Source organism: Ruminococcus sp. CAG:379, from assembly GCF_000434255.1.
GTDB lineage: Bacteria > Bacillota > Clostridia > Oscillospirales > Ruminococcaceae > Ruminococcus_F > Ruminococcus_F champanellensis.
The window spans coordinates 1-23,524 of the sequence record NZ_FR894822.1 but is presented as its reverse complement, the minus strand read 5'-3'; the positions used below and the strand labels follow the sequence as shown (position 1 = coordinate 23,524).

Here is a 23,524-nt window from a genome sequence, read left to right as displayed (position 1 = left end):
AAGGAGGGGATTCTGATGGATCATACATATGTTGTAGAAACCAAAAATCTTGTAAAGGTGTACGGACGGGGAGAAACCACTGTCCGGGCGGTGGACGATGTGACCATGCAGATTGAGCCGGGAGAATTTGTTGCGTTGGTGGGGGAAAGCGGAAGCGGTAAAACCACTCTGCTGAACCTGCTGGGGGCGCTGGATACGCCCACCTCCGGTGAGATCATCATTGGGGGACAAAGCCTTGCCGGTCAGTCGGATGCACAGCTTTCCGCATACCGGCGCCGGAATGTGGGATTCATATTCCAATCCTACAATCTGATCCCGGTGCTGAATGTGGCGGAGAATATTGCCCTGCCCATGAGTCTGGATAACCAGGAGGTGGATCAGGACTATTTGTCCGAGCTGCTGGAAATTCTGGGGCTGACGGATCGACGGGATTATTATCCCCATCAGCTATCCGGCGGTCAGCAGCAGCGTGTTGCCATTGGCAGAGCCTTGATTGCAAAGCCCAAGCTGCTGCTGGCAGATGAGCCGACCGGAAACCTGGACAGCCGGAACAGCCGGGAGATCGTGACCCTTTTGCAGAATTCTGTGCGGAAGTATAACCAGACCCTGCTGCTGATTACCCATGATGGGCATGTGGCAGCCCATGCTGACCGGGTGCTGCATATGCTGGACGGCAGGCTGTGGGACGGTGCAGAGGAGGGCGTATGAAATACTTACTGAAAATGTCCTGGCGGTTTTTGCGGGAACAAAAGCTGCGCACCTTTCTGACGGCGGTATGCCTGACGCTGGCGGTGTTTGTGGTGGGAATCTGCGGTGTATTCGGCAGCTCCGCCTTGTACAGTGTCCGGAATCTTTACCGGGTGGTGTACGGCAGCTACCACTTTCAGGTGAGTGCATCCGCACCGGATGGCAAACAGATCACGCCGGAGGGCTTTGATGTTCTCCGGCATCACGATGTCATTGAACAATATGGGGAGATCTATTCCTACAGCCCGAGGAATTTTGCATACGACCAGACGTTGCCCATGAACTATAATATGCTGTATAACGCAGAGCCTGGTACCCGTTTGAATTGCTGGCGCATTACGCTGGATGATTATAGCTGCACAACCGTCAACAGCTATTCCTCCGGCTTTCTCAATTACGATGCAAATCTGATGCAATTGATCGGTCAGGATCTGAGCATCTTTCCCAGTTCTCCCATTGGCCGTATGCCGGAACAGGCAGGGGAGATCGTCCTGCCCCTGGACATGCGGGAGGGGCGGTATGATTCCTGGCTGAAGATGATCGGAGTGGGATCCCAGGTCAAGGGCAAGGGGTACCAGATCGGGGATACGATCCACATTGCAGTGCAGAACGGAACCACTGCCTATTCCGGCAGTATGACAGACGACCAGGAAATGTTGCAGACTGGTGCATCTGTGGAGGCAACCTATCGGGTGGTGGGCTTTGGGGAGTATGCTGTTATACATACTTCCGACACGCAGCTGAGCGCCCTGCAAAGCGCCACGCCGGCGGTTGCCTACTGCCGGATCCGGGATGGAGTGGATTATACGTCCACCCTCGATTCACTGATGAAAGAGGTGGGACTGGGAGGCATTCTAGGTGCCGAAGACCGACTGACCCAGAACGAGGGTCTGCTGACCATGGAGCTGCGCGGGGATGACGCTATGACGAAATTTGCTGGAATTTTCGGTCTGGTATTCCTGCTGGGCATCTTCCTGTTTTTCTTTATCCGCCTTGTCATCGACAACGCCTTTGAAATGTCCACACAGGAACGGGTGCGGCAGTTTGCGATTTTGCGGACAGTGGGTGCATCCCGGTGGCAGATTGCCGTTATGGTCATGCTGGAGGGGATTCTGTATGCTATTGTAGCCATCCCTTTAGGCATGGGGGGTGCCTGCCTGCTGGGGTACGGAGATCTGCAACATTTCTGTGCCAGCGTGAAAAATCTTGGCTCTGAAACAGCGGTGGAATACTTGTCCTGTGTGCAGTTTCACCTGTATGCGCCCGTTATGCTGCTTACCGTGCTGATTGCCCTGTGGTCCATTCTGATCTCGGCGTACACCTCTGCCATGTGGGCGGCAAAGGTGGATCCCATGCAGGCGGCTCAATTCGGCAAACCCAAGAAGGAGAAAAAGATCCGGCACAAAGTATGCAGAACCCGGCATCGGTTTGGCTTTGCCCTGTATTTTGCCCGACTGAACCAGAAGCGCAACAAGAAGCGTTACCGGATCACCATGTTCTCCGTTGCTATGGGCATGGTCATGTTTATGACCTGCTACGGGCTGAACCGGACGATTCAGTATATCCTGCGCGTGCAAATGGCAGGTATATATGATGTCAGAGCATCTGTCAGTGCGGAGCGGTATACCGCCGCAGAGGGGCTTGCCCAAATCCGGAAAAGTGGTATGTTTACGGATTGCTATGTTTCTGACATGGTGACATTGAATGTGGATTTGTCCGGACTTGCCGAGAGCCGACTCGGAGAAAACCATGCGGAGTATCCGGATGTATATGATGCTACGGAGCTGGGGGTGTTCTTCCAGCCTGTGGATCAGACGGAATATGAAGCAAAGTATCAGAAGGCTGTGGGATTGAGCTACGCAGATTTTTGCAGCAGCGGCGGCTTGTATCTGGGAAGTGCGGCGCTGGTGTATGTAGAACGGGATTCGGGTTTATCTGCTGGATATCACAGGGAGGTGGAGCTTTTGAAACCCTCCGCTGAGCCGATCCAGGCAAAGCTGTTGGTAAATAAGATCCCCAAGGCTCCGGAGAAGCCGGATGGGGAATTTGAGCCGATCTGGGAAGCAGTTACCATTTCCGGTGTCTTTAACAGTGCAGGCTGTTCCGAGCTGATAGGGGAAACCACCTATAACTCCAGCCCCACGCTATATGGTATCGTGGACGTGGATCGATTTGAGGAATACTGTTTTCTCCGGGATTATCAGGGAGAATGGAAGCGAGATGTTACCCATTATACCATGAACTATGCTCCTGGTAAGCAGCAGGAGGCAAAGGAGTGGCTTGCCCAACAGCAGCAGGCGGGCTTTTTTACCGAGTACGACGGGGAATGCTCGGCGGAAGTGGAGACCACCCAGTTTGTGTTGGATCTGTTCACCCGGCTGTGCTATCATTTTGTGTTGATCCTGCTGGGCATCAGCGTGTTCACCATTATGAACACTATGAATACAGCCATTCTGAACCGACGGCACGAGTTGGGGATGCTCCGGGCAGTGGGCATGTCCGCCAAGCAAATACGGCTGACTTTGCTCAGTGAAGCCTGCCGGTATGTGGTGAAGGCAGCTGTTGGCAGCAGCCTGGTTGCCGGGGGAATCTGCCTGTACCTGGTGTATTCCAGCTTCTACACCTCACGGTGGATCTGGTTTCTATTGCCCGGCGCACTGATTGCGCTTGGGGTTGGATTGGTCTTTGCGGTGCTGTCCACTCTGGTTCCACTCCGGAGCCTGGAAAAGAGCGATGCCGCACAGGTGATCCGGGAAATCAACTAAAGGTATTTGCCTATAGAAAAAGCGCATGGTTCAAACAAACCATGCGCTTTCGTGTTTTTATCCGAGATCAGCTTAGCTCAAACATACCCGTGTACAGCTGATAGTATTTGCCTTTCTGTGCCAGCAGGGTTTCATGATTGCCTCGCTCGATGATCTGTCCGTGCTCCAGCACCATAATGGCGTGGGCATTCCGGATGGTGGACAGCCGGTGGGCGATCACGAATACGGTTCTGCCCTCCATCAGCCGATCCATACCCTTCTCGATCAGGGCTTCGGTTCTGGTGTCAATGGAGCTTGTTGCCTCATCCAGAATCAGTACCGGGGGATCCGCCACAGCCGCCGGGATCCGCCACAGCCGCCCGGGCAATGGCAAGCAGCTGCCGTTGACCCTGACTCAGGTTGATGCCGTCGGAGGTCAGCATGGTCTGATAGCCCTGGGGCAGGTGGGTGATGAAGCCGTGGGCATTGGCAAGCTTTGCCGCTGCAATGACCTCTTCGTCCGTAGCGTCCAGCTTGCCGTACCGGATATTGTCCATTACCGTGCCGGTGAACAGGTGGGTATCCTGGAGCACCATGGACAGGGAGTGCCGCAGGTCGTCTTTCTTGATCTTGTTGATGTTGATGCCATCGTACCGGATCTTTCCGTCCGGCACATCGTAGAACCGGTTGATGAGGTTTGTAATGGTGGTTTTCCCAGCACCGGTGGAGCCCACAAAGGCAATCTTCTGACCGGGGGTTGCATACAGGCTTACATCCTTCAGAACTGTCTTGTTGGGCTCATAGCCGAAGGTCACATCGTCAAATTCCACATTGCCAGCCACCCTTGTATAGGTCAGGGTGCCGTCATGATGGGGATGCTTCCATGCCCAGATACCGGTGTGGTGATCGGTTTCCGTCAGAGTTCCGTCCGACGCAAGCTCTGCGTTTACCAGCGTTACATAGCCGTCATCCACCTCCGGCTCCTCATCGATCAGACGGAAGATACGCTCTGCACCAGCCAGGGCGGTCAGCACCGCATTGAACTGTTGGGACAGCTGGGTCACCGGCTGGGAGAAGCTTCTGGTGTACTGAAGGAATACCACCACCGTACCAAGGCTCAGCACCCCGTTGATGGCAAGGATACCGCCTACGATGGCTGTCACTGCGTAGTGCACATGGGACAGGTTTCCCATAATGGGCATCAGAATGTTTGCAAAGGTGTTTGCGTTGGTGGCTGCATCGCAAAGATCCGCATTCAGCGCATCAAATTCCGCCTTGCATTCCGGCTCGTGGCAGAATACCTTGACCACCTTCTGTCCTTCGATCAGCTCCTCAATATAGCCATTGACCTTACCGATTTCCTGCTGCTGTTTCTTGAAGTATGCGCCGCTCTTGCCACCGATCTTGGCAATGATGAACAGCATCAGTATCAGAGTCAGGATCACCAGGATGGTCAACTGCCAGCTGTAGTAAATCATCATGATGAATACGCCCACCACCGTAATGGAGGAGGAGATGAACTGGGTCACCGTATTGCTGAGCATTTCACGGATGGTGTCCGTATCGTTGGTGTAGTGGCTCATCAGATCCCCATGGGCATGGGTGTCAAAGAACCGGATGGGCAGATGCTCCATCTTGTTGAACATATCCGTCCGGATCTTGTACAGTGTCCGGGTGGCAATGCTGATCATGACCCGCTGATAGAAGTAGGTGCATGCGGCACCGATTAGATATACGCCTGCCATCAGCAGCAGGGTGCGGATAAAGCCGGTCATCAGCTCCGAGCTGTATGCCTTGAGCATGGGCTCCAGATAATTGTCGATAACCTTTTGCAGGAAGGATGTGCCGATGATCTGTGCCAATGCACTGCACAGAATAGCAAGGAACACACCGATCAGCAAGCCCTTGCTTGCCGCCATATACTGAAAGATCCGCTTTAAAGTTGCCCCCACGTTCTGGGGCTTTTGCATGGGTTTTCTGGTGGGCCCCGGCATTACAATCCCTCCTTTGCTGCGCCGCTTTGCTGGCTGTTGTAAACTTCCTGGTAGATCTCATTGCCCGCCAGCAGCTCCTCGTGGGTGCCGAATGCATCGATCCTGCCGTTGTCCAGAACTAAGATCCGGTCTGCATCGCAAACGGAAGAAATACGCTGTGCAATGATAATGGTAGTGGTATCCTTCAGCTGCTCCCGGAACGCTTGCCGGATCTTGGAGTCCGTTGCGGTGTCCACAGCGCTGGTGGAATCATCCAGAATGATGATCTTGGGCTTTTTCAGCAGTGCCCGGGCAATACAAAGCCGCTGCTTCTGACCGCCGGAAACGTTGGTGCCGCCCTGTTCGATCATGGTGTCATAGCCGTCCGGGAATTGTGTGATGAAATCGTGAGCCTGCGCCGCTTTGCATGCGGCAACCAGTTCCTCATCCGTTGCGTTGGCATCCCCCCACCGGAGGTTTTCCTTGATCGTTCCGGAAAACAGCACATTTTTTTGCAGTACCATAGCCACTTCATTCCGCAGGTGATCCAGGGTGTAATCCTTCACATTGTGACCGCCCACCAGCAGTTCGCCGCTGTATACATCATACAGCCGGGGAATCAGCTGCACCAGGGTGGTCTTGGCAGAGCCTGTGCCGCCAATGATACCGATGGTTTCACCCGGGTGAATGTCCAGGTTGATATGGCTCAGGGTCAGGTTTTCCCCGTCCTTGGCGTAGCTGAAGCATACATCCTGGAAGGAGATGGAGCCATCCTCACACTTGAGATCCGGGTTGGTCCGATTGTCCTTGATGTCGATGTCCTCGTCGAAGATTTCCACTATACGCCGTGCGGAAGCCAGAGAGATGATGGTCATAATAAACACCATGGCGATCATCATCAGGGACATGAGGATCTGGGTCACATAGGAAATGAAGCTGGACAGCTCACCAATGGCAAAGGTGCCGCCGATGACCATCTTTCCGCCGAACCAGAGTACCGCCAGAATACAGCCATACATGCAAAGCTGCATAATGGGCATATTCAGGATGACCAGCTTTTCCGCCTGCATCTGGGTACGGCGTACTTCATCCGCATTGGCTTCAAACTTGCTGATTTCCTTGGGCTCCCGGACAAATGCCTTTACCACCCGGATGCCGGTCAGGTTCTCCTGTACGGAGGCATTCATGGTATCGTAGCTGCGGAGCATTCTTTCAAAACGAGGCATTGCACGGGAAGCGATCAGATACAGGGAAATGCCCAGAATCGGGATCGCCACCAGGAATACCACTGCCAGTTTTGCATTGATGAGACAAGCAAGGATCAGAGCGCTGATTAACATGATGGGGGCACGGACAGCCATGCGGATCATCATCATGAATGCATTCTGTGTATTGGTCACGTCCGTTGTCAGACGGGTCACCAGGGATGCGGTGGAGAACTTATCCATGTTGGCAAAGGAGAAATCCTGTATCTTATAGAACAGCTTTGCCCGGACGTTCTTGCCGAAGCCCATTGCCGCTTTTGCGCCCAGCTTGCCACCCAGCGCACCGAAGCACAGGGACAGCAGCGCCATACCGATCATCAGGCAGCCCATTCTGACGGTGTAGCTGATGCCGCCGTCGCCCTGGATTCCTACGTCAATGATCTTTGCCATGACCAGGGGGATCAGTACCTCCATGACAACCTCACCAATCATGACAATGGGCGTCAGAATCGCATATTTTTTGTATTCTCCCACACAGGAGAGTAGTTTTTTGATCAAGTTCGGTTCCTCCTTACTTTGCTTGCTCCATCACCCGGTTGAGAAATGCCTGCATGGCAAAGAAATTGTCCGGGGGCAGTTCCTCTCCGATATGCTGCGCCATGTTCTGGGCGATCCGATCCAGGTAATTAGCCAGGGTGTTCAGTTCCTGTTCACTGAATCCGGAAAAAGCCGCCTCCTCAAAGGCATCAAAGGGTGCCTTATGCAGTTCCAGCGCTCGTTTGCCTTCTTCTGTAATGGACAACTGCTTGCACCGCAGATTGTCCTCGTTTATGGTTTTGGTCAGATAGCCCGCCTTTTGCAGGCGCTTTGTGGAAGTGGCAATGGACGCAGGGGTCACATGCAGTGCTTCTGCCAGATCCACCTGTGTGCATCGGTCATGCTTCCAGATGTACAGCAGCACCGGCACCTGACCGAAATGCAGGGTGGTGTTGTTGGTGAGCTGCTGTGAAAACATCCGCCGAAGCAGATGTACCCGTTCCATCTTTCCTACCAGACCACTGTATGATTTCAATGGGCATCCTCCTTTCGTTACTAGCTAACAATTAACCGTTTAATTGTTTTCCACCATTATAGTATATCCTGCCCGGAAAGTCAATCGGCATACCTCACAAAAGAAATTGACCTTTCCTTTGCGGGAAAGGTCAATTTGATGGTGTTTATTGCCGAACCATAATCACAAAATCAGTTAAATTGATGCCCGTAGACAAATCGTATGAATACAGGCGCAAAGTATTGGAATTCGTAAGCTCCAGAAACAAATAGGCGGTTTCTCCGTTTTGCACAGCCTGGAGCAGATGGGTATCCGGATCGTAGGAATAGGGGAGACTGTCCGACATCATTTCCTGTCCATTGGTCGAAATATTCAATGTCAGCTTTCCGTTGGTGCCAATGGTGAGGATCGCTTGCATAGATTCCTCAAGTCCCAGATCATCTGGACACATGGTCCAGTCTCCTGTGACAGAGGACAGAGGTAATGGATTTGCCGGACGCGGCGGCGTGACCCCTGTGTCCGGTTTGGTTCCGGGGGCGGTCGTTTTTGCAGGCTTCGTATTCTGGGTCGGTGCGTCCGTCGTGATGGTTGGTGCAGTCGTTGTGGCGGCTTCTGTTGTGACTTCCTCCGGCTGTGTGGTGATGGTGGTCACTGTGGTAGTTTCCGTGGTGGTCGCAGATGCAATGGTTGTCACAACAGGCTGGGTATGGGTTGTGGTGGTAATGAGATCGATCACCAGGGCATTGCTGTCACGGGAGCTTTCCTCCGTCTGTTTGTCCCGGGTCATGTAATAGATCACGCCGGCTGCCAGACCGATCACTGCAAGCAGCAGGAGCATGGCTACGATCACCGGTTGCGGAGAGCGTTTGGGTTCTTCCGTTTCCTCCGGCATAGTCAACTGCACTTCTTCTGGCATATCCTGCATACTCTGGGGCATGGCAGGCACTTGTTCCGGCTGGGAGACAGGCTGATCCGTCAGCAGTTGGCCACAGTGGTTACAGAAGATGGATTGCTCCGGATTGTCCGTACCGCAGTTTTTACAAATCATAATAATTCCTTTCTGAATTACAGCGTAAAATGTACCGGCATGCCGTTGCGCATAATGGGCTGTCGATCCCCCTGGATCAGAGGCAGGAAGTAGGGGATCGCCTCGTCACAGACTCCGTTGCCGTCTGGCGTGATCCATTCCTGGGGGAACAGGCGGATCCGGTTTGCCACACGCTGTGCTTCCACAGTAGAAATGGTAATGCCGTATGGTGCATCTCCGGTACGCTGCAATGTCATCATGCAACCGCTTTTGCCCTCCAGCATGGTACACAGGGCGCAGGCTCCCACCTGCAAGGATTCGGAAATATCTGTTTCAGAGGCAAGATGCGCTGCACAGCGCTGCATCACGTTCAGCTCGATGGAGCGCACCTTACAGCCCAGATGCTTCCGCACCATATTTTCCAGGTATTTGCCCACGCCAGCCAGGTACTTGTGCCCGAAGGCATCGTTCTCACCGGACTGGAAATCATCTGCAGCATATCCGCCCTCGCTGAGGCGTATCCCTTCGGAGACTGCTACGATCACGGACTTGTGACTTGCGTGCATCCGGCGCACATCCGACATGAACCGTTCTGTGCTGAAGGGGATCTCCGGCAGGTAGATCAGATGGGGTGCCTCCAGACCGTTATGATGCAACAGGCAGGTGGAGGCGGTGAGCCAGCCGGCATCCCGTCCCATGATCTCCACAATGGTGACAGAGGGCAGGTTGTAGACCGCACTGTCCTGGGCGATTTCCGCCAGGGTGGTGGTCACATACTTCACTGCGGAGCCGAAGCCCGGTGTGTGATCCGTATACATCAAATCATTGTCAATGGTTTTGGGAATGCCAATGACACGGATAGGGCTGTTAACGGAGGTAAGATATGCCGACAGCTTTGCCACTGTATCCATGGAATCATTGCCGCCGATGTAGAAAAAGGCGTCAATGCTATGGGCTTTCAGAGCGTTGTGAATGGTTTCATAGGGTGTGGTATTCTCCTCTGCAAGGGGCAGCTTTACCCGGCAGGAGCCTAACGCAGTGGAAGGGGTGCGGCAGAGCAGATCCACCTGTTCTGCATCCGGCAGCAACGAGCGCAGATCTACCAGGCGCTCATGGAGGATACCCTCAATGCCGTTGCGGGAGCCGTAGATTTTTTCAATTTCCGGATGCTTGCATGCTTCCAGGTATACGCCTGCCAGGGTGGCATTGATGGCGCAGGTAGGGCCGCCGGATTGTGCGATAACGATATTCATATTCTATTCCTCACAATTTTTATTTTGCAGCATGCGGCTCGGATCCCGCTGCGGCAAGTGTATCCCCGTCCGGTCTTGTGAGAGAGGGAACCGGACAGGGCGCAGGGTTATTGTGCAGGGGCATGGGTATCCGGAGCGGAGGATTCCGCCGGGTTCACATGCACCATGCAGTGCTTGATGGAGGGGAACTTTTCCTCCAGTCTGTCATGTACATTTTGCGCAATGGCGTGGGAATCCTTGAGCCGCAGATTTTCATCGGCGCTGATCTCCACGTCCACATAAATTTTCGGCCCGAACATACGGGTGCGCAGATCGTCCAGCCCCAGTACATCCGGAACTGCCAGGATCTCCTCTGCCATAGCCTCCTCCACCTTGGGGTCACAGGCACGGTCGATCAGCTTGCTGACTGCATCTCGGAGGATGGAAACCGATGCTTTGAGGATAAACAGGCAGATGACCACGCTTGCCACTGCATCCAGCACCGGAAAGCCCAGCCTTGCGCCGAGAATGCCCACCAGGCTGCCCACAGAGGAGAACGCATCGGAGCGATGGTGCCAGGCGTCCGCCTTCAGAGCATCGGAGTGAATCTGCTTGGCGTAATGCACCGTGTAATGGTACATCATCTCTTTGATAACAATGGACAGGATCGCTGCCGCCAGCGCAAGCATACCGGGGATCTCCAGTTCCGCATTTTTTCCGCCGATGATGTCACAGACTCCCACATAACCGATGCCAAGTCCGGTTGCCAGCAGCACCAGCGCCAGGACGATGGCAGCAAGGCTCTCAAAGCGCTCGTGGCCGTAGGGATGATCCGCATCCCGCTCCTTGCTGGAGATGTTGACGCCGATCATGACAATGATGGTGGAAAATACGTCGGATGCAGAATGCACTGCATCGGAGATCATGGCATTGGAATGGGCGATAATACCCGCAAAAAGCTTGAAAGCGGACAGAATGATGTTCCATACAATGGAAACGACAGATACATGCATGGCGATTTGCTTGCTTGTTTGCTGCTGCATCATAGGATGCCTCCTTTTATGTCTGCAAAAGTATAGACAAAGCCGGCAAGTGAACCTTATGCGGTATTGCCTATGTTACTTCATTATAGGTTTGCAGTTATGAAAAGTCAACAGTTTCCTATGGCTAATTCTGTGTTTTTCAGCAGTCTATACAAGAATCTTGTGCAAATCTGTGTAGGATGCAGGAATTCTTACAGGGCATCCTGTGGGCTGGTGCGGAAGGGGGCAAGGGGTATGCCATTTTTGCTGAATACCTGTACCTCCATATAGTTTGTCCAGGCGTACCTGCCGTAAACCGGCTCAGAGATCCCCTCTGCACGCAGTGTGATCTGGTTTTCTCCCAGCACCGCCTCTGCCGGGTGGAAGATCCGGTCTGCGCCAGCCAATTCAAAGCCCGTGGGGTGCTCCACAGGCAGAAAGCCCTTGGGAGCGCCGGTGAGCCGGATATGCATTGTGTTGCCGGTCACATAGCTGTCCCGGAACATGGGCGTATCCTGATCCGGATCCTGGATGCCATAGGCAACCTGCATTGCCTGGATCGCAAGCCGTTCTCCCACCGGTTCCTTGTCAGTTGGGTGAATGTTGTCCAGCTCGCCGCAGTCCGGGATCACAGCAATGCCCGTATGCTTTACGGTCTGGTATGCCCGCATCTGTGCCTCCCGGATCAGGCACCAGTGCTTGTGATCCGCATCCTGCTTGTAGCGGAACATGGGAAGCTGAACAAATACAAAGGGCAGGGTATCGTCTTCCCAGTCCTGCCGCCACTGTCCGATCAGCTCCGTAAACAGCCGGTAGTACAACTGGGGACGGTGATCGTCGGATTCTCCCTGATAGTACAGGAATCCACGCAGGGTATAGGGGCAGACCCGCTGCAGCATGGTTTCGTACAGACCCGCCGGGCGGTACTCGTTCTTCGGCCCCATGGGCCCCGGAAACAGGCACTTGCCGCAGACCTCCTGCACCTTGTCCCAGGAGTAGTCCGGATGCTCCTGGTAACAGGCATCCTTTTTCCGGTTCCACTCCTCCGAATAAGCGAGGTATTCGTCAAATTCCCGGATGTGCTGCTCCAGCGTTTTACCCTCCATGGCCTTGTCCAGGTCATCCAGATAGGGGCGCAGCTCGGTGCATGCCTCCAGCCGCTGCCTGCTCATCCAGTTGGCTGCGGAGGTGCCGCCCCAGTTGCAGCCAATGATGCCCACAGTGACACCAAGCCGCTGGGCAAGGCGACGGGCGCAGTAGAATGCCACCGCAGACCATGCCCGGCTGTTTTCCGGGGATGCTTCCGCCCAGCAGGTGTTTTCCTCGATGGACTCAAACTGTGCATCCCGAAAGCGCTGCTTCTGGGTGTAGTAATACCGGACGGGAACCTGCGGCGTCAGAGCCGCCAGGACTGCCTCTCCGTTTTTGGCGTTTTGCAGCTCCAGTTCCATATTGGACTGCCCTCCTGCCAGCCACACTTCCCCAAGCATGACATTTACAAAGGTGATGGTTTCCCCACCGCTGGTCAGCTGCATTTCATAAGGCCCGCCTGCTTCCATAGGTGGCAGCTGGATGCGCCATGTACCGTTGGAAACAGTGCCCTTGACGGTGATACCGTTGAAGGAAACGGCAACCGTATCGTGGCTGGAGCTGCCCCAGACTGCAATGGGTTTTTGACGCTGCAATACCATGTGGCTGCTGAAAATCGCTGCTGCTTTGAACATGTGATTGCCTCCTGATTCAGAGCATCCCTGCTGAAGGGAACTCCTTATTGTTGCCTATGTGCGTACATAGATATAGTATAGCATGGATATCGGCGAATTGCAAGGAATCTGACCGAATTGCCGCTACATGTTTGACAGACATACACATTACACATTGACAAACCCGGATTCATTTGGTATACTTATAATAATTACATGAAGGAGGCGGAGCATGCAGCGAATCAGCTATCGGGTGGCACTGGGCGGAATTATCACAGCCCTGTGTCTGCTTCTGATGTTTCTGACCGGCGTCATGCCTCTGCTGTACCTGGCACTGCCCATGGTGGCTGGGGCACTGCTGCTGATCATCGTATCAGAGATCGGCACCGGCTGGGCGGTTCTGACCTACGCAGCCGTCAGTTTGCTGTCCATCTTCGTCACATTTGACAAGGAAGCAGCACTGATCTTTATCCTGTTTTTTGGACATTACCCCATTCTCCGGCAGCAGCTGGAAAAGCTACCAGGAAAAGCGTTGGTTTGGCTGGGGAAATGCCTGACAGCAGGGATCTGTTTTGCTGCGGATTATTACGCCACCATCTATGTGCTGGGGCTCAAGGAGCTTGCGCAGGAGTTTGCTGGACTTGGCAGATACGCACTGCCGGTGATCTCCGTGCTGTTGCTCGGCATGTTCCTGTGCTATGATTATGCGCTTGGGGGCATGCTCCTGTTCTACCGGAACTGGTTCAAGCCCAAAATCCTTGGGAGAAGCAAATAAAACTGTATAAAAACAGGAGGAATGAACTATGAAACTGAGAAACTGGATGGCTGTTGGTCTGGCAGCCGCCCTGCTGGTGGTACCGGTGGAGGAGCGGTATCGACTGATGCCCCAAGCCACACAGCTGACTGCGGCGGCAGCAGACAATTCCTGCGGAGATAACCTGACCTGGAGCTTAAGCGGCTCCACCTTGTACATCAGCGGCAGCGGCAAAATGACGGATTATGCCTCTTACGAGCCAAGCCCCTGGTATGACAGCCGGGACTCCATTCAGTCCGTTTCTGTATCCGGCGCCACCACGATCGGCGCTGCCGCCTTTGCAAACTGTACGAAGCTGACTTCTGTAAATCTACCCAACGGCATTACGTCCCTGGGTGCTGCTTCCTTCAGCGGATGCACGGCACTGATCGGTCTGTCCCTGCCAAGCACCATAAAAACCATCGGGAAAAGTGCATTTTACAAATGCTCCGGACTGCAAAGCCTGACCATTCCGGATGGAGTCACCTCAATCGGTGATTTTGCCTTTTACAAATGTACCGCATTGACCTCTGTGACCATTCCGGCATCCGTCAGCAGCATTGCGCTGGACTCCTTTAGTAACTGCTCCAAGCTGACCATCTATGGCTACACCGGTTCCTATGCAGAAACATATGCTTCTAATGCCAGGATCACCTTCCGTGCTCTCGGAACTGTGGATCCGCAGCAGACGACCACTACAACAACGACTACGACAACGACAACCACCACCACTACAACAACGACAACAACAACTACATCATCCACCACTACTACTTCTACAACTACGACTACCACAGTGCCTCAGACCACTGCGCCGCCCATCCAGACAACCACAACCACCAACAGTGCCCAGCCCGAACTGGGGGATATAAACGGGGACGGCACGATCAGCGTGGCAGACGCCATCCTGGTATTGCAGTGCAGTGCCCGGCAGCTAGTAGGGGATTGGAGTTATCTGGACTGGCAGCAGCGGCAGCGTGCAGATATAGATTCCAACGGAACCATTGATGTTAACGATGCCTGCAAGATCCTGCGATACTGCGCAATGATTATGGCAGGACAGGATCCGGGCGGTGTATCAAACGCATAACAAACAGGGAGCATCCAGACCGGATGCTCCTTTTTACACCGGCGCATAATTGACTTTCCCCGCAAACATGCTATAATAGAAGGGTAACACAAAGAAACAGCCACTTCAGAACAAAAGGAGAGAGAACTATGGCAGATCCAAGAGATCGGAACTACAACTCGGATATGCCTCGTCCAAAGCATATTCCCCAGGCACCCAAGGCAGACACGCCCCACCCACAGGCTGTCCCCAGACAACAAACAGCAAATCCGGTTTCCGGCGATCACCGGAATCCCACTCCCGCCCGCCAGCAGCAGACGACTCCCCGGCGGGAACAGCCCCATATACCCCAAAAAATCAGCGATGCAGACAAGACCATTGTGCTGAACCGACAGGATTACGGCGCATACGACCTGCGTACCGATTCTCCGGAAGGGCAGTACCACCCCCATGCCGGTCAGCAGAGCCGCACTGCCTATGAGGAAACTGAACGCCGGCAGGCTCCGCCTCAACGGAGAACACAGCAGGGAAGCAACACCCACCGCAGAGCATCCCAGGGCAGTTCCCGTTCAGCCAATGAGACACCCCATCAGAATCCGGAAGCCCGTCAAAGCCGGAAGCCGAAAGCCACTCCGAAAAAGCGTCGCCGCAGAGCCGGCTGCCTGACCCGTATTCTGCTCAGTGCCCTGAGCTTTGCGGTACTGGTGTTTGCGTTGTATTCCTTCCTGGCGCTGAAATGCATCAACAAGCTGGATTTTGTGGACAGTGGAACTCGCATCGCAACCTCCAAGACGGTTTTGTCGGAGCCCTATGTGACCAATGTGCTGCTGATCGGCTCGGACAGCCGGGACGATACCCGAGGCAGATCCGACTCCATGATCCTGCTTTCCATCAACAAGAAAACGGATAAAATCTTTCTGACCTCCTTGATGCGGGATATGTATGTGGACATTCCCGGCAGGGACAAAAATAAGATCAACGCCGCATATTCCTTCGGGGGACCGGAGCTGCTGATGGACACCATCCAGGAGAATCTGGGTGTGAAGATCGATGACTATATTGAGATCAGCTTTGTTTCCTTCGCCTCTATTGTGGATGCAGTTGGCGGCGTGGAGATCACGGTCAGTGATGCGGAAGCACAGGCCATCAACCAGATCCTCCAGGACGAAGTCAATGGCATTCTGGGAGATGCACGAAATGCCGATCTGCTCAGCCAGGGGGGCAAGTATATCCTCAACGGCAAGCAGGCTCTGTGCTACAGCCGGATCCGGCATGTGGGCAATGCAGACTTTCAGCGTACTGAGCGGCAGCGTGAAGTGCTGACCCAGCTTGTAACCAGTCTGAAAAACTCCGGTGCTGCCGGTATGAAGCGGCTCATGTCCTCCGCACTGCCTCAGATCCGCACCAACATGACCAAGGGAGAGCTGTACCAGCTGTCCCTGCGGATGCCTTTCCTGCTGAACTATGAAATGACCCAGATCCAGATCCCGGCAGATGGCACCTATACGGATGACCGGAACACCAACGCAGGCTGGGCACTGGTGGTGGATCTGGACGCCAACCGGGAGCTGCTGAAGGAACAAGTATTCGCCGCTGAGTAAAACCATATGATTCATTGGGTGTACAGACACCCAGACATCTGAAGAAAGGTTGCAACATGCAGTTATTCAAACGAATCCGTGATATCATTACAAGCCGTCTTTTTGTCACCAGCTTTCTGATCCTGCTCCAGATCATTGCGCTGATCCTGCCCTTTCTGTATCTGGGCATGCGCTCCGTGTACATTCACGCTGTAGTAGGTTTCATTAGCACAGTCATTTCTCTAAGCATTGCCAACGATGAAAAGCATGCGCCCTTTCACACCATCTGGATCGTTGTACTGTTGGCTGCACCCATTGCCGGATGGCCTCTGTATGTGATCCTGCGGCATAACAAGCAGGCAGGTCAGGCTAGCCGCCGCTGTGCCACAGTCAGTGAGCATCTGGACAAAATCCCCTTTGGCGGTTTTCAGCCGGATTCCCTGTACGCCTGCAAGCATCATCCCTTTCATCGGGAAATGCTCCATCTGGCACGCAGCTGCAATGCACCTGTATTTACCAATACCATTACCCGGTATTTCCCCAATGGTGAAAGCTTCTTTCCGGTGTACCTGGAAAAGCTGCGCACTGCAAAGAAATTCATTTTCATGGAGTACTTCATCATCAACGACGGCTATCTGTGGCAGGAGGTCAAAAAGATCCTGGCGGAAAAGTGCAGACAGGGAGTTGAAGTCCGGATCCTGTATGACGACATTGCAACCATCAGTAAACTGACCCGCAGCTTCCGTCGGGAACTGCGCAATATGGGGGTTCAGGTTTACCCCTTTAATCCATACCGGGCAGCGGTGGACAGCTTCATGAACTACCGGGATCACCGGAAGATCACAGTCATTGACGGGGTAATCGGGTTTACCGGCGGCATCAACCTGGCGGACGAGTACATCAACAAAATCGAACGCTTTGGCTACTGGAAGGATGCAGGGCTGATGCTGGAGGGTAGTGCTGTCCAGGCACTGACCCATACCTTTTTGAAATCCTGGGGCTTTGTTGTCAAAGAGGATCCGATGCCGCAAAAGTATCTGATCGACAAGCCCCAGAATGCGGACAGCCTGGTACAGCCCTTCTGCGACAGCCCTGCCGGCAAGGTGCGTGCCGGGCGGGATACCTACTCCAGTCTGATCAACGGCGCACAGCGGTATGTATGGATCACTGCGCCCTATCTGATTCTGGAAAACGAAATGCTCAACGCCCTGTGCCTGGCTGCTACCAGTGGGGTGGATGTGCGCATCATTACCCCACACATAGCGGACAAGTGGTATGTACACGCCGTGACCCGCTCCAACTACCAGGCACTAATCAAAGCCGGCGTTAAGGTATACGAATACAAGCCCGGTTTTGTACATGCAAAGCTGATCGTGGCAGATGATGCGGCAGCCATGGTGGCAACTACCAATTTTGACTACCGGAGTTTTTACGCTCTGTTTGAAAACGGAGTTATGGTATACGGCAGGGATGTGATCGGCCAGATCAAGTCTGACCTGACAGAAACCATGCAGCAGTCCATGCCCTATACCATGGAAATGTGTCAGCGTACTTCCCGGTTCCGCCGAAGCATGCGCAAGCTGCTCCGGATCTTCTCGCCGTTTTTGTAAGGAGGGGAAATGGATATGGCAACATCGCTACTGTTACAGGCATCAAGGAGAATCGCTCCCGTTGATAATGGTATACATTGGGGAAGTCAAAATAGAATAAGCTACATTTCCGACTTACACTTAATGCGTAGAATTATAAATGCGGGATGTATATCAAAAAAAGATGCTATTTATATTATTCAAAAAATCATCGATGATATTTTACGTGAAAGTAATAAATTAACGCTCATTGGTGGAGATGTTTCATCAGACTTTTCGGTGTTTGAGATGTTTGTGAGAAGGCTTAGAAAATCAGCAGATAGCTTGTATGAAAGATCTGAAATATTTTTTGAAAAAAGAAATTTTATTTTTGTCCTTGGTAATCATGAGCTTTGGAATTTTCCAGGACTGTCAGTAAAACAGATTGCTGAAAAATACAGAGCTGTATTACAGGAAAACGGAATGTATTTGTTGCATAATGAACTGTTTTATGAGAACGAATCTAATGACATGGGGGTCATTCCATACAATGAACTGATACAGTTAGACAATTCATCTATTTCAGCAAAATTGAGATGTACAAGATTAGCAATTTTAGGTGGGCTTGGATTCTCTGGTTACAATGAAGAATTCAATGCAAATAATGGTGCGTATCGAGCCACTATTGATAGAAATACAGAGATTCTTGAAAGTAAAAAGTTTGAGCAACTATATGATAAGTTGACAGATGTGTTAGCAAAGAAAAATACAATTATTTTCACTCATACACCAAAGAAAGATTGGTGTGCAGATATAAATTATCATGACAATTTTGTTTATGTCAGTGGGCATAACCATAGAAATACATTCTTTGACGACGGCGTAAAAAGGTTATATGCTGATAACCAGATTGGATATAGAAATGAAAGCCCACATCTAAAAAATTTCTTGATAAATGGAGAGTATGATTATTTTTGCAACTTTGAAGATGGCGTATATGAGATTACATCTCAGGAATATCAGGATTTCTTTCGTGGAAAAAATACGTGTATGAATTTCAACAGACAGATTAACACAATTTATATGCTAAAGAAAAATGGATATTATTGTTTTATTCATAAAGCAATAACGGGTTCATTATCAATAATGAATGGAGGGGCATTGAAAAAGCTGGATGTAAAAAATGTACAATATTATTATGATAACATGGATACAATGGTTGCAGCTATTAAAGCACCTTTGGAAAAATATACAACCTATCAAAAAAGAATTTCCAAAGAAATTAGGCAAATCGGTGGACACGGGCGGATTCATGGTTGTATTATTGACATAGATTTTTATAACCATATATATGTGAACCCAGTAGATATGACTATAACAAGCTATTGGGCATCTGATATAATTAAAAAGCTGGTATATCCGAATGTACCAGCGTTATTGAAAGATAAATGTCCGTTACTATATTACAATTATCTGAAGTTGATTGAGAGTGAAAAATCCAATCCTTTAATGGTGAGTGGGACAAAAAATGAAGTAGCATTGCTGCCAAAAGAATATTTTGAAACCGATATTTATAAAGTCTCTCGTGAAATAAAAAAAATGCAGAAACTGTATTCAAATATACTAACAACGTGGTATGAGATTCAACAAGATAATACAATATTACCTCCAACGAAATAATATGTACACAACTGCCCATTTTTGATTTCGGTACATTTATTGCTCTGACCACCAGCAGGGGGGATGTCAATGCGGACGGTACGGTATCCGTTGCGGATATGGTACAGCTGCGGCGGATGTTGAAAAAATGATTAGTTGCATCCGCACACAGGCGCTTTGCTTACCGCTGAATCAGCCGGAAGGAATTCTTATGAAAATCCACCAGACCCTCCCGCTGCATCCGTGTCAGTTCGTGGCACATGGCGCTCCGGTCCACATTCAAATAATCCGCCAGTTGCTGTCGGTTAAAGGGAATGTCAAACACATAGCTGGATTGCCGGATGGATTGGGCGGATAAATAGGACAGCAGTCTGCCCCGGATGGTTTTTGGGGTAATGTGCCGGATCTTTCCGGACAGGCTCAGGTTCTTCTGCGCCAGCATCCGTACAAGATTGGCAGTAACCGGTGCTGACAAACCGGAGGTTCCGGCATGCAGCAGCTCTGCGCCATGCACAAATAATACCTGGGTCGGCTCTGCCGCTGTCACATGCATGGGCAGCGGTTCCTGGGTCACGCAAGCATAGGTTTCCGCAAAGACTTCTCCCGAAGCGGCTCTGCCAAGAATACTCCGGTTGCCCCACAAATCCTCATGGGCAATCAGCACACTGCCCTGAAGCACCAGTCCCATATGGGTCACCGGATCTCCCGCATGCAGCACGGCTTCTCCCTTTGCGAATCTCCGGCTGTAAGTATGCACCTGCTCCAGTAATTTCGTCAAAACGTCCGGCTCCACGCCTGCAAAGAGCCGGGTCTTGGAAAGAAAAGAGATATCCATAAGCCCTCCTTTGTTGGAATAACAACAGATTTATCATTCTCATTATAGTACAATGCATACAGACGGTCAAGAAAATGGAGGATTTTAAAATGATCAGAAGAATCATTCAGATTGATGAACAGAAATGCAATGGCTGCGGTATGTGCGCAAACGCCTGTCACGAGGGTGCCATTGGCATGGTGAACGGCAAGGCAAAGCTGCTGCGGGACGACTACTGCGATGGGCTGGGGGACTGCCTGCCCACCTGTCCCACCGGTGCCATCTCCTTTGTGGAGCGTGAGGCTGCCGCCTATGACGAAGCAGCGGTCAAAGCTCATCAAATGCAGCAGGCGCAGTCCCTGCCCTGCGGCTGTCCCGGTACCCATGCAAAGCGGCTGCACCCAGTGCAGGAAGCATGCAGCCATACAGCATCCGGACAGCCTTCCGCTTTGCAGCAGTGGCCGGTACAGATCCGGCTGGTTCCGGTACATGCACCCTATTTTGATCAGGCAAACCTGCTGATTGCAGCGGACTGTACAGCCTATGCCTATGCATCCATGCATCAGGATTTCATCCGGGGACGGATCACTCTGATCGGCTGTCCGAAGCTGGATGACGCAGATTATGCTGTCAAGCTGACGGAGATCCTGCGCAGCAACACCATTCAGAGCGTGACGGTAGTGCGCATGGAGGTACCCTGCTGTGGCGGACTGGAGCATGCTGCAAGAACCGCTGTGGCATCCACCGGCAATCATGTTTCCTTCCGGGTGGTCACCATTTCTACGGATGGCAGGATTTTGCCGGAATAGGCTTGCATAAACAGCTCCGTTCTGCTATACTGATACCGGGAGGCGGAACAAATGGAAAACAGACTGGAGCAGCAGGTTGCTTTTATCCGGGAAATCGACAAAGAAAAGCGCATCGGCAGGCAGACTTATCTGACCGGGGCAATCCGAAAAGAAAACGACGCAGAGCATGCCTGGCACATTGCACTGATGGCAATTCTTCTTGCAGAGCACGCCAACGAACCCATCGACCTTCTGAAAACAGTGACCATGCTTCTGATTCATGACCTGGTGGAGATCGATGCAGGGGATACCTATGCATACGATGCGGCAGCCAAGGCAACGGAACAGGAGCGGGAAACAAAGGGAGCTGATCGCATTTTCGGCATACTGCCCCCGGATCAAGGACGGGCATTCCGAGCACTGTGGGAGGAATTCAACCGGGGAGATACCCCGGAGGCACGGTTTGCACATGCCATGGATAACTTTCAGCCAGTGATGCTGAACGCCGCAACTGACGGAAAAGCCTGGGCGGAGCACGGTGTCCGGCTCAGCCAGATCCTGAAACGGAATCAGATCACGCCGGATGGCTCAGCGCAGCTATGGGAATATGCCTATCAACATTTTATTCTGCCCAATGTAGAGCAGGGCAGGATCCGGAACGATACAAATGCATAACCAAAAACCGCAGGATCCTGCGGTTTTTTTATGCCGGTAATTCTTGCATGACTGTAGGAAACGTGGTATAATTAATGCTGTATTATGCTCGAAAGAAGGAACCCTATGTTCAAATTATTGGCGTATATGAAAAGCTATAAAAAAGAGACGGTGTTGGGGCCTCTGTTCAAGCTGCTTGAGGCATTGCTGGAACTGCTGGTGCCCCTGGTGATTGCTGCCGTCATCGACACAGGCATTGCCGGCGGCGACCGGGGATATGTGGTTCGCATGTGCCTGCTGCTGGTGGGGTTGGGCATTGTGGGACTGTTTTTTTCCATCACCGCCCAGTACTTTGCCGCCAAGGCCTCCGTCGGTTTTGTGACGAAGCTGCGGCATGCCCTCTTTGACCACATGCAGGGGCTGTCCTACACAGAGCTGGACACCATAGGCACCTCCACCCTCATTACCCGGATGACCAGTGATATGAACCAGGTTCAGTCCGGTATGAATCTGACCCTCCGGCTGCTGCTGCGCTCTCCTTTTGTGGTATTTGGCGCCATGATTATGGCGTTCACCATTGATGTAAAGGCAGCGCTGATCTTTGCAGCCGCCATTCCAGTGCTGTCCCTGGTGGTATTCGGCATCATGCTCTGGTGCATCCCCCTGTACAAACGGGTGCAGCGGAAACTGGATGGCGTGCTCAGTGCAACCCGGGAAAACCTCACCGGCGTCCGGGTGATCCGTGCCTTCTGCAAGGAGGAGGAGCAAATCAGCCGCTTTGATGACTGCAACCTGGATCTGACCCGGACACAAAAGTATGTGGGGCGGATCTCTGCGCTCATGAACCCGGTGACCTACATTCTCATCAATCTGGCAATCATCTGGCTGGTGTATACCGGTGCTCTTCGGGTGGATGCGGGACTCATCTCCCAGGGAGCTGTGGTAGCCCTGTACAACTACATGTCCCAGATCCTGGTGGAACTGATCAAGCTGGCAAACCTGATTATCAATATCACTAAGTCCGTGGCATGCGGCAACCGGATCCAGTCCGTCTTTGAGATCCGTTCCTCCCTGGATGCACCGGAACAAGCGCCTGCACCGAAGGATTTCTCCTATGCAGTGGAGTTTGACCATGTGACCCTCCGGTACGCAAACGCCGGGGATGATTCCTTGTCAGATATCAGCTTTGCTGCCCGTCCCGGCGAAACCATCGGTGTCATCGGCTCCACCGGCTCCGGCAAAAGCTCTCTTGTGAATCTGATCCCCCGGTTCTATGATGCATCGGCTGGACAGGTATTGGTGGACGGAATCCATGTCAAGGAGTATCCTCTGGATGATCTGCGAAACCGGATCGGCGTAGTGCCCCAGAAGGCAGTACTGTTCAAAGGGACGATCCGGGACAATCTCCGGTGGGGCAATCCGGATGCTACGGATGCCCAGCTGCTGGAGGCGGTACAGACAGCTCAGGCAGGAGAGGTGCTTGCCCAGAAGGGCGGACTTGATTTTGAACTGGAGCAAGGAGGCAAAAACCTGTCCGGTGGGCAAAAGCAGCGGTTCACCATTGCAAGAGCATTGGTGAAGCATCCGAAGATCCTGATTTTAGACGACAGTGCCTCTGCTTTGGATTTTGCAACGGATGCGGCACTGCGAAAGGCGATCCGGGAAATGCCCGGCAATCCCACGGTGTTCATCGTGTCCCAGCGAACCTCCTCCCTACAGCATGCAGATCAGATCCTGGTATTGGAGGATGGGGCAGTGGTAGGCGCTGGCACCCATGCACAGCTGCTGGAATCCTGCCCGGTATACCAGGAGATCTATCAATCCCAGTTCCGGAAGGAGGATGCGTAATATGGCAAAGGTACAGAAGGGGACAATCCCCAAGGTGTGGCGGTATA

At 52.4% G+C, this 23,524-nt stretch carries 17 protein-coding genes and 1 pseudogene; 10 read left to right on the top strand and 8 right to left on the bottom strand.

Annotation, left to right across the window (positions count from 1 at the left end; translation table 11 throughout):
- Positions 1 to 15: 15 nt before the first annotated feature.
- Together QVO51_RS01680 and QVO51_RS01675 are read left to right on the top strand one after the other, a co-directional pair.
- Positions 16 to 708: an ABC transporter ATP-binding protein gene (locus QVO51_RS01680; RefSeq protein WP_015559006.1), complete on the top strand. Its 693-nt coding sequence runs from the start codon at positions 16 to 18 to the stop codon at positions 706 to 708.
- A complete protein-coding gene (locus QVO51_RS01675; protein ID WP_022356969.1) occupies positions 705 to 3,512 on the top strand; it encodes an ABC transporter permease in 2,808 nt (935 codons plus the stop codon). Before QVO51_RS01680 ends, QVO51_RS01675 begins: the two co-directional genes overlap by 4 nt.
- Before the next feature lie 67 nt (positions 3,513 to 3,579).
- Here QVO51_RS01675 and QVO51_RS01670 read toward each other — a convergent pair.
- The 7 genes and pseudogenes from QVO51_RS01670 to QVO51_RS01640 form a co-directional block, all read right to left on the bottom strand.
- Positions 3,580 to 5,485: pseudogene (locus QVO51_RS01670) on the bottom strand (ABC transporter ATP-binding protein).
- A complete protein-coding gene (locus tag QVO51_RS01665) occupies positions 5,485 to 7,227 on the bottom strand; it encodes an ABC transporter ATP-binding protein (protein WP_022356966.1) in 1,743 nt (580 codons plus the stop codon). Before QVO51_RS01665 ends, QVO51_RS01670 begins: the two are co-directional and overlap by 1 nt.
- A gap of 13 nt (positions 7,228 to 7,240) precedes the next feature.
- Complete coding sequence (locus QVO51_RS01660) at positions 7,241 to 7,741, bottom strand: MarR family winged helix-turn-helix transcriptional regulator (protein ID WP_022356965.1); 501 nt, start codon at positions 7,739 to 7,741, stop codon at positions 7,241 to 7,243.
- Between the two features lie 145 nt (positions 7,742 to 7,886).
- Positions 7,887 to 8,768 (bottom strand): zinc ribbon domain-containing protein, encoded by an 882-nt coding sequence (locus QVO51_RS01655; RefSeq protein WP_022356964.1) that lies wholly within the window; start codon positions 8,766 to 8,768, stop codon positions 7,887 to 7,889.
- A gap of 17 nt (positions 8,769 to 8,785) precedes the next feature.
- The gene (locus QVO51_RS01650) at positions 8,786 to 10,000 is read right to left on the bottom strand and encodes a 6-phosphofructokinase (RefSeq protein WP_022356963.1); all 1,215 of its coding nucleotides are present in this window, start codon (positions 9,998 to 10,000) and stop codon (positions 8,786 to 8,788) included.
- Between the two features lie 107 nt (positions 10,001 to 10,107).
- Complete coding sequence (locus tag QVO51_RS01645; RefSeq protein WP_022356962.1) at positions 10,108 to 11,025, bottom strand: cation diffusion facilitator family transporter; 918 nt, start codon at positions 11,023 to 11,025, stop codon at positions 10,108 to 10,110.
- A gap of 188 nt (positions 11,026 to 11,213) precedes the next feature.
- Entirely contained in the window at positions 11,214 to 12,725 is a 1,512-nt protein-coding gene (locus QVO51_RS01640; RefSeq protein WP_022356961.1) for a sialate O-acetylesterase, read from the bottom strand.
- A gap of 211 nt (positions 12,726 to 12,936) precedes the next feature.
- Here QVO51_RS01640 and QVO51_RS01635 point away from each other — a divergent pair, with 211 nt between their 5' ends.
- The 5 genes from QVO51_RS01635 to QVO51_RS01615 all read left to right on the top strand — a co-directional run bounded on the left by QVO51_RS01635 (position 12,937) and on the right by QVO51_RS01615 (position 19,394).
- Entirely contained in the window at positions 12,937 to 13,479 is a 543-nt protein-coding gene (locus QVO51_RS01635) for a hypothetical protein (RefSeq protein WP_015559013.1), read from the top strand.
- Between the two features lie 28 nt (positions 13,480 to 13,507).
- Positions 13,508 to 14,587 carry a leucine-rich repeat protein gene (locus tag QVO51_RS01630; RefSeq protein WP_022356960.1) on the top strand — a complete coding sequence of 360 codons (1,080 nt, stop codon included), beginning with the start codon at positions 13,508 to 13,510 and terminating at the stop codon, positions 14,585 to 14,587.
- A 128-nt stretch (positions 14,588 to 14,715) separates the two neighbouring features.
- Positions 14,716 to 16,167, top strand: coding sequence for an LCP family protein (locus QVO51_RS01625; RefSeq protein ID WP_022356959.1), 1,452 nt, complete (start codon positions 14,716 to 14,718; stop codon positions 16,165 to 16,167).
- 56 nt (positions 16,168 to 16,223) lie between these two features.
- On the top strand, positions 16,224 to 17,756 hold the full coding sequence (gene cls / locus QVO51_RS01620; protein WP_022356958.1) for a cardiolipin synthase: 1,533 nt from the start codon (positions 16,224 to 16,226) through the stop codon (positions 17,754 to 17,756).
- A 15-nt stretch (positions 17,757 to 17,771) separates the two neighbouring features.
- Positions 17,772 to 19,394 carry a metallophosphoesterase gene (locus tag QVO51_RS01615; RefSeq protein ID WP_022356957.1) on the top strand — a complete coding sequence of 541 codons (1,623 nt, stop codon included), beginning with the start codon at positions 17,772 to 17,774 and terminating at the stop codon, positions 19,392 to 19,394.
- A 160-nt stretch (positions 19,395 to 19,554) separates the two neighbouring features.
- On the opposite strand, the gene QVO51_RS01610 is transcribed toward QVO51_RS01615, so the two are convergent.
- Entirely contained in the window at positions 19,555 to 20,208 is a 654-nt protein-coding gene (locus QVO51_RS01610) for a Crp/Fnr family transcriptional regulator (protein WP_022356956.1), read from the bottom strand.
- 89 nt (positions 20,209 to 20,297) lie between these two features.
- Here QVO51_RS01610 and QVO51_RS01605 point away from each other — a divergent pair, with 89 nt between their 5' ends.
- The 3 genes from QVO51_RS01605 (at position 20,298) to QVO51_RS01595 (ending at position 23,477) form a co-directional block, all read left to right on the top strand.
- Entirely contained in the window at positions 20,298 to 20,996 is a 699-nt protein-coding gene (locus tag QVO51_RS01605; protein ID WP_022356955.1) for an ATP-binding protein, read from the top strand.
- A gap of 51 nt (positions 20,997 to 21,047) precedes the next feature.
- Positions 21,048 to 21,650, top strand: a complete 603-nt coding sequence (locus tag QVO51_RS01600) for an HD domain-containing protein (protein ID WP_022356954.1) — start codon at positions 21,048 to 21,050, stop codon at positions 21,648 to 21,650.
- A 105-nt stretch (positions 21,651 to 21,755) separates the two neighbouring features.
- A complete protein-coding gene (locus QVO51_RS01595; RefSeq protein WP_022356953.1) occupies positions 21,756 to 23,477 on the top strand; it encodes an ABC transporter ATP-binding protein in 1,722 nt (573 codons plus the stop codon).
- The last annotated feature ends 47 nt before the right edge of the window (positions 23,478 to 23,524 follow it).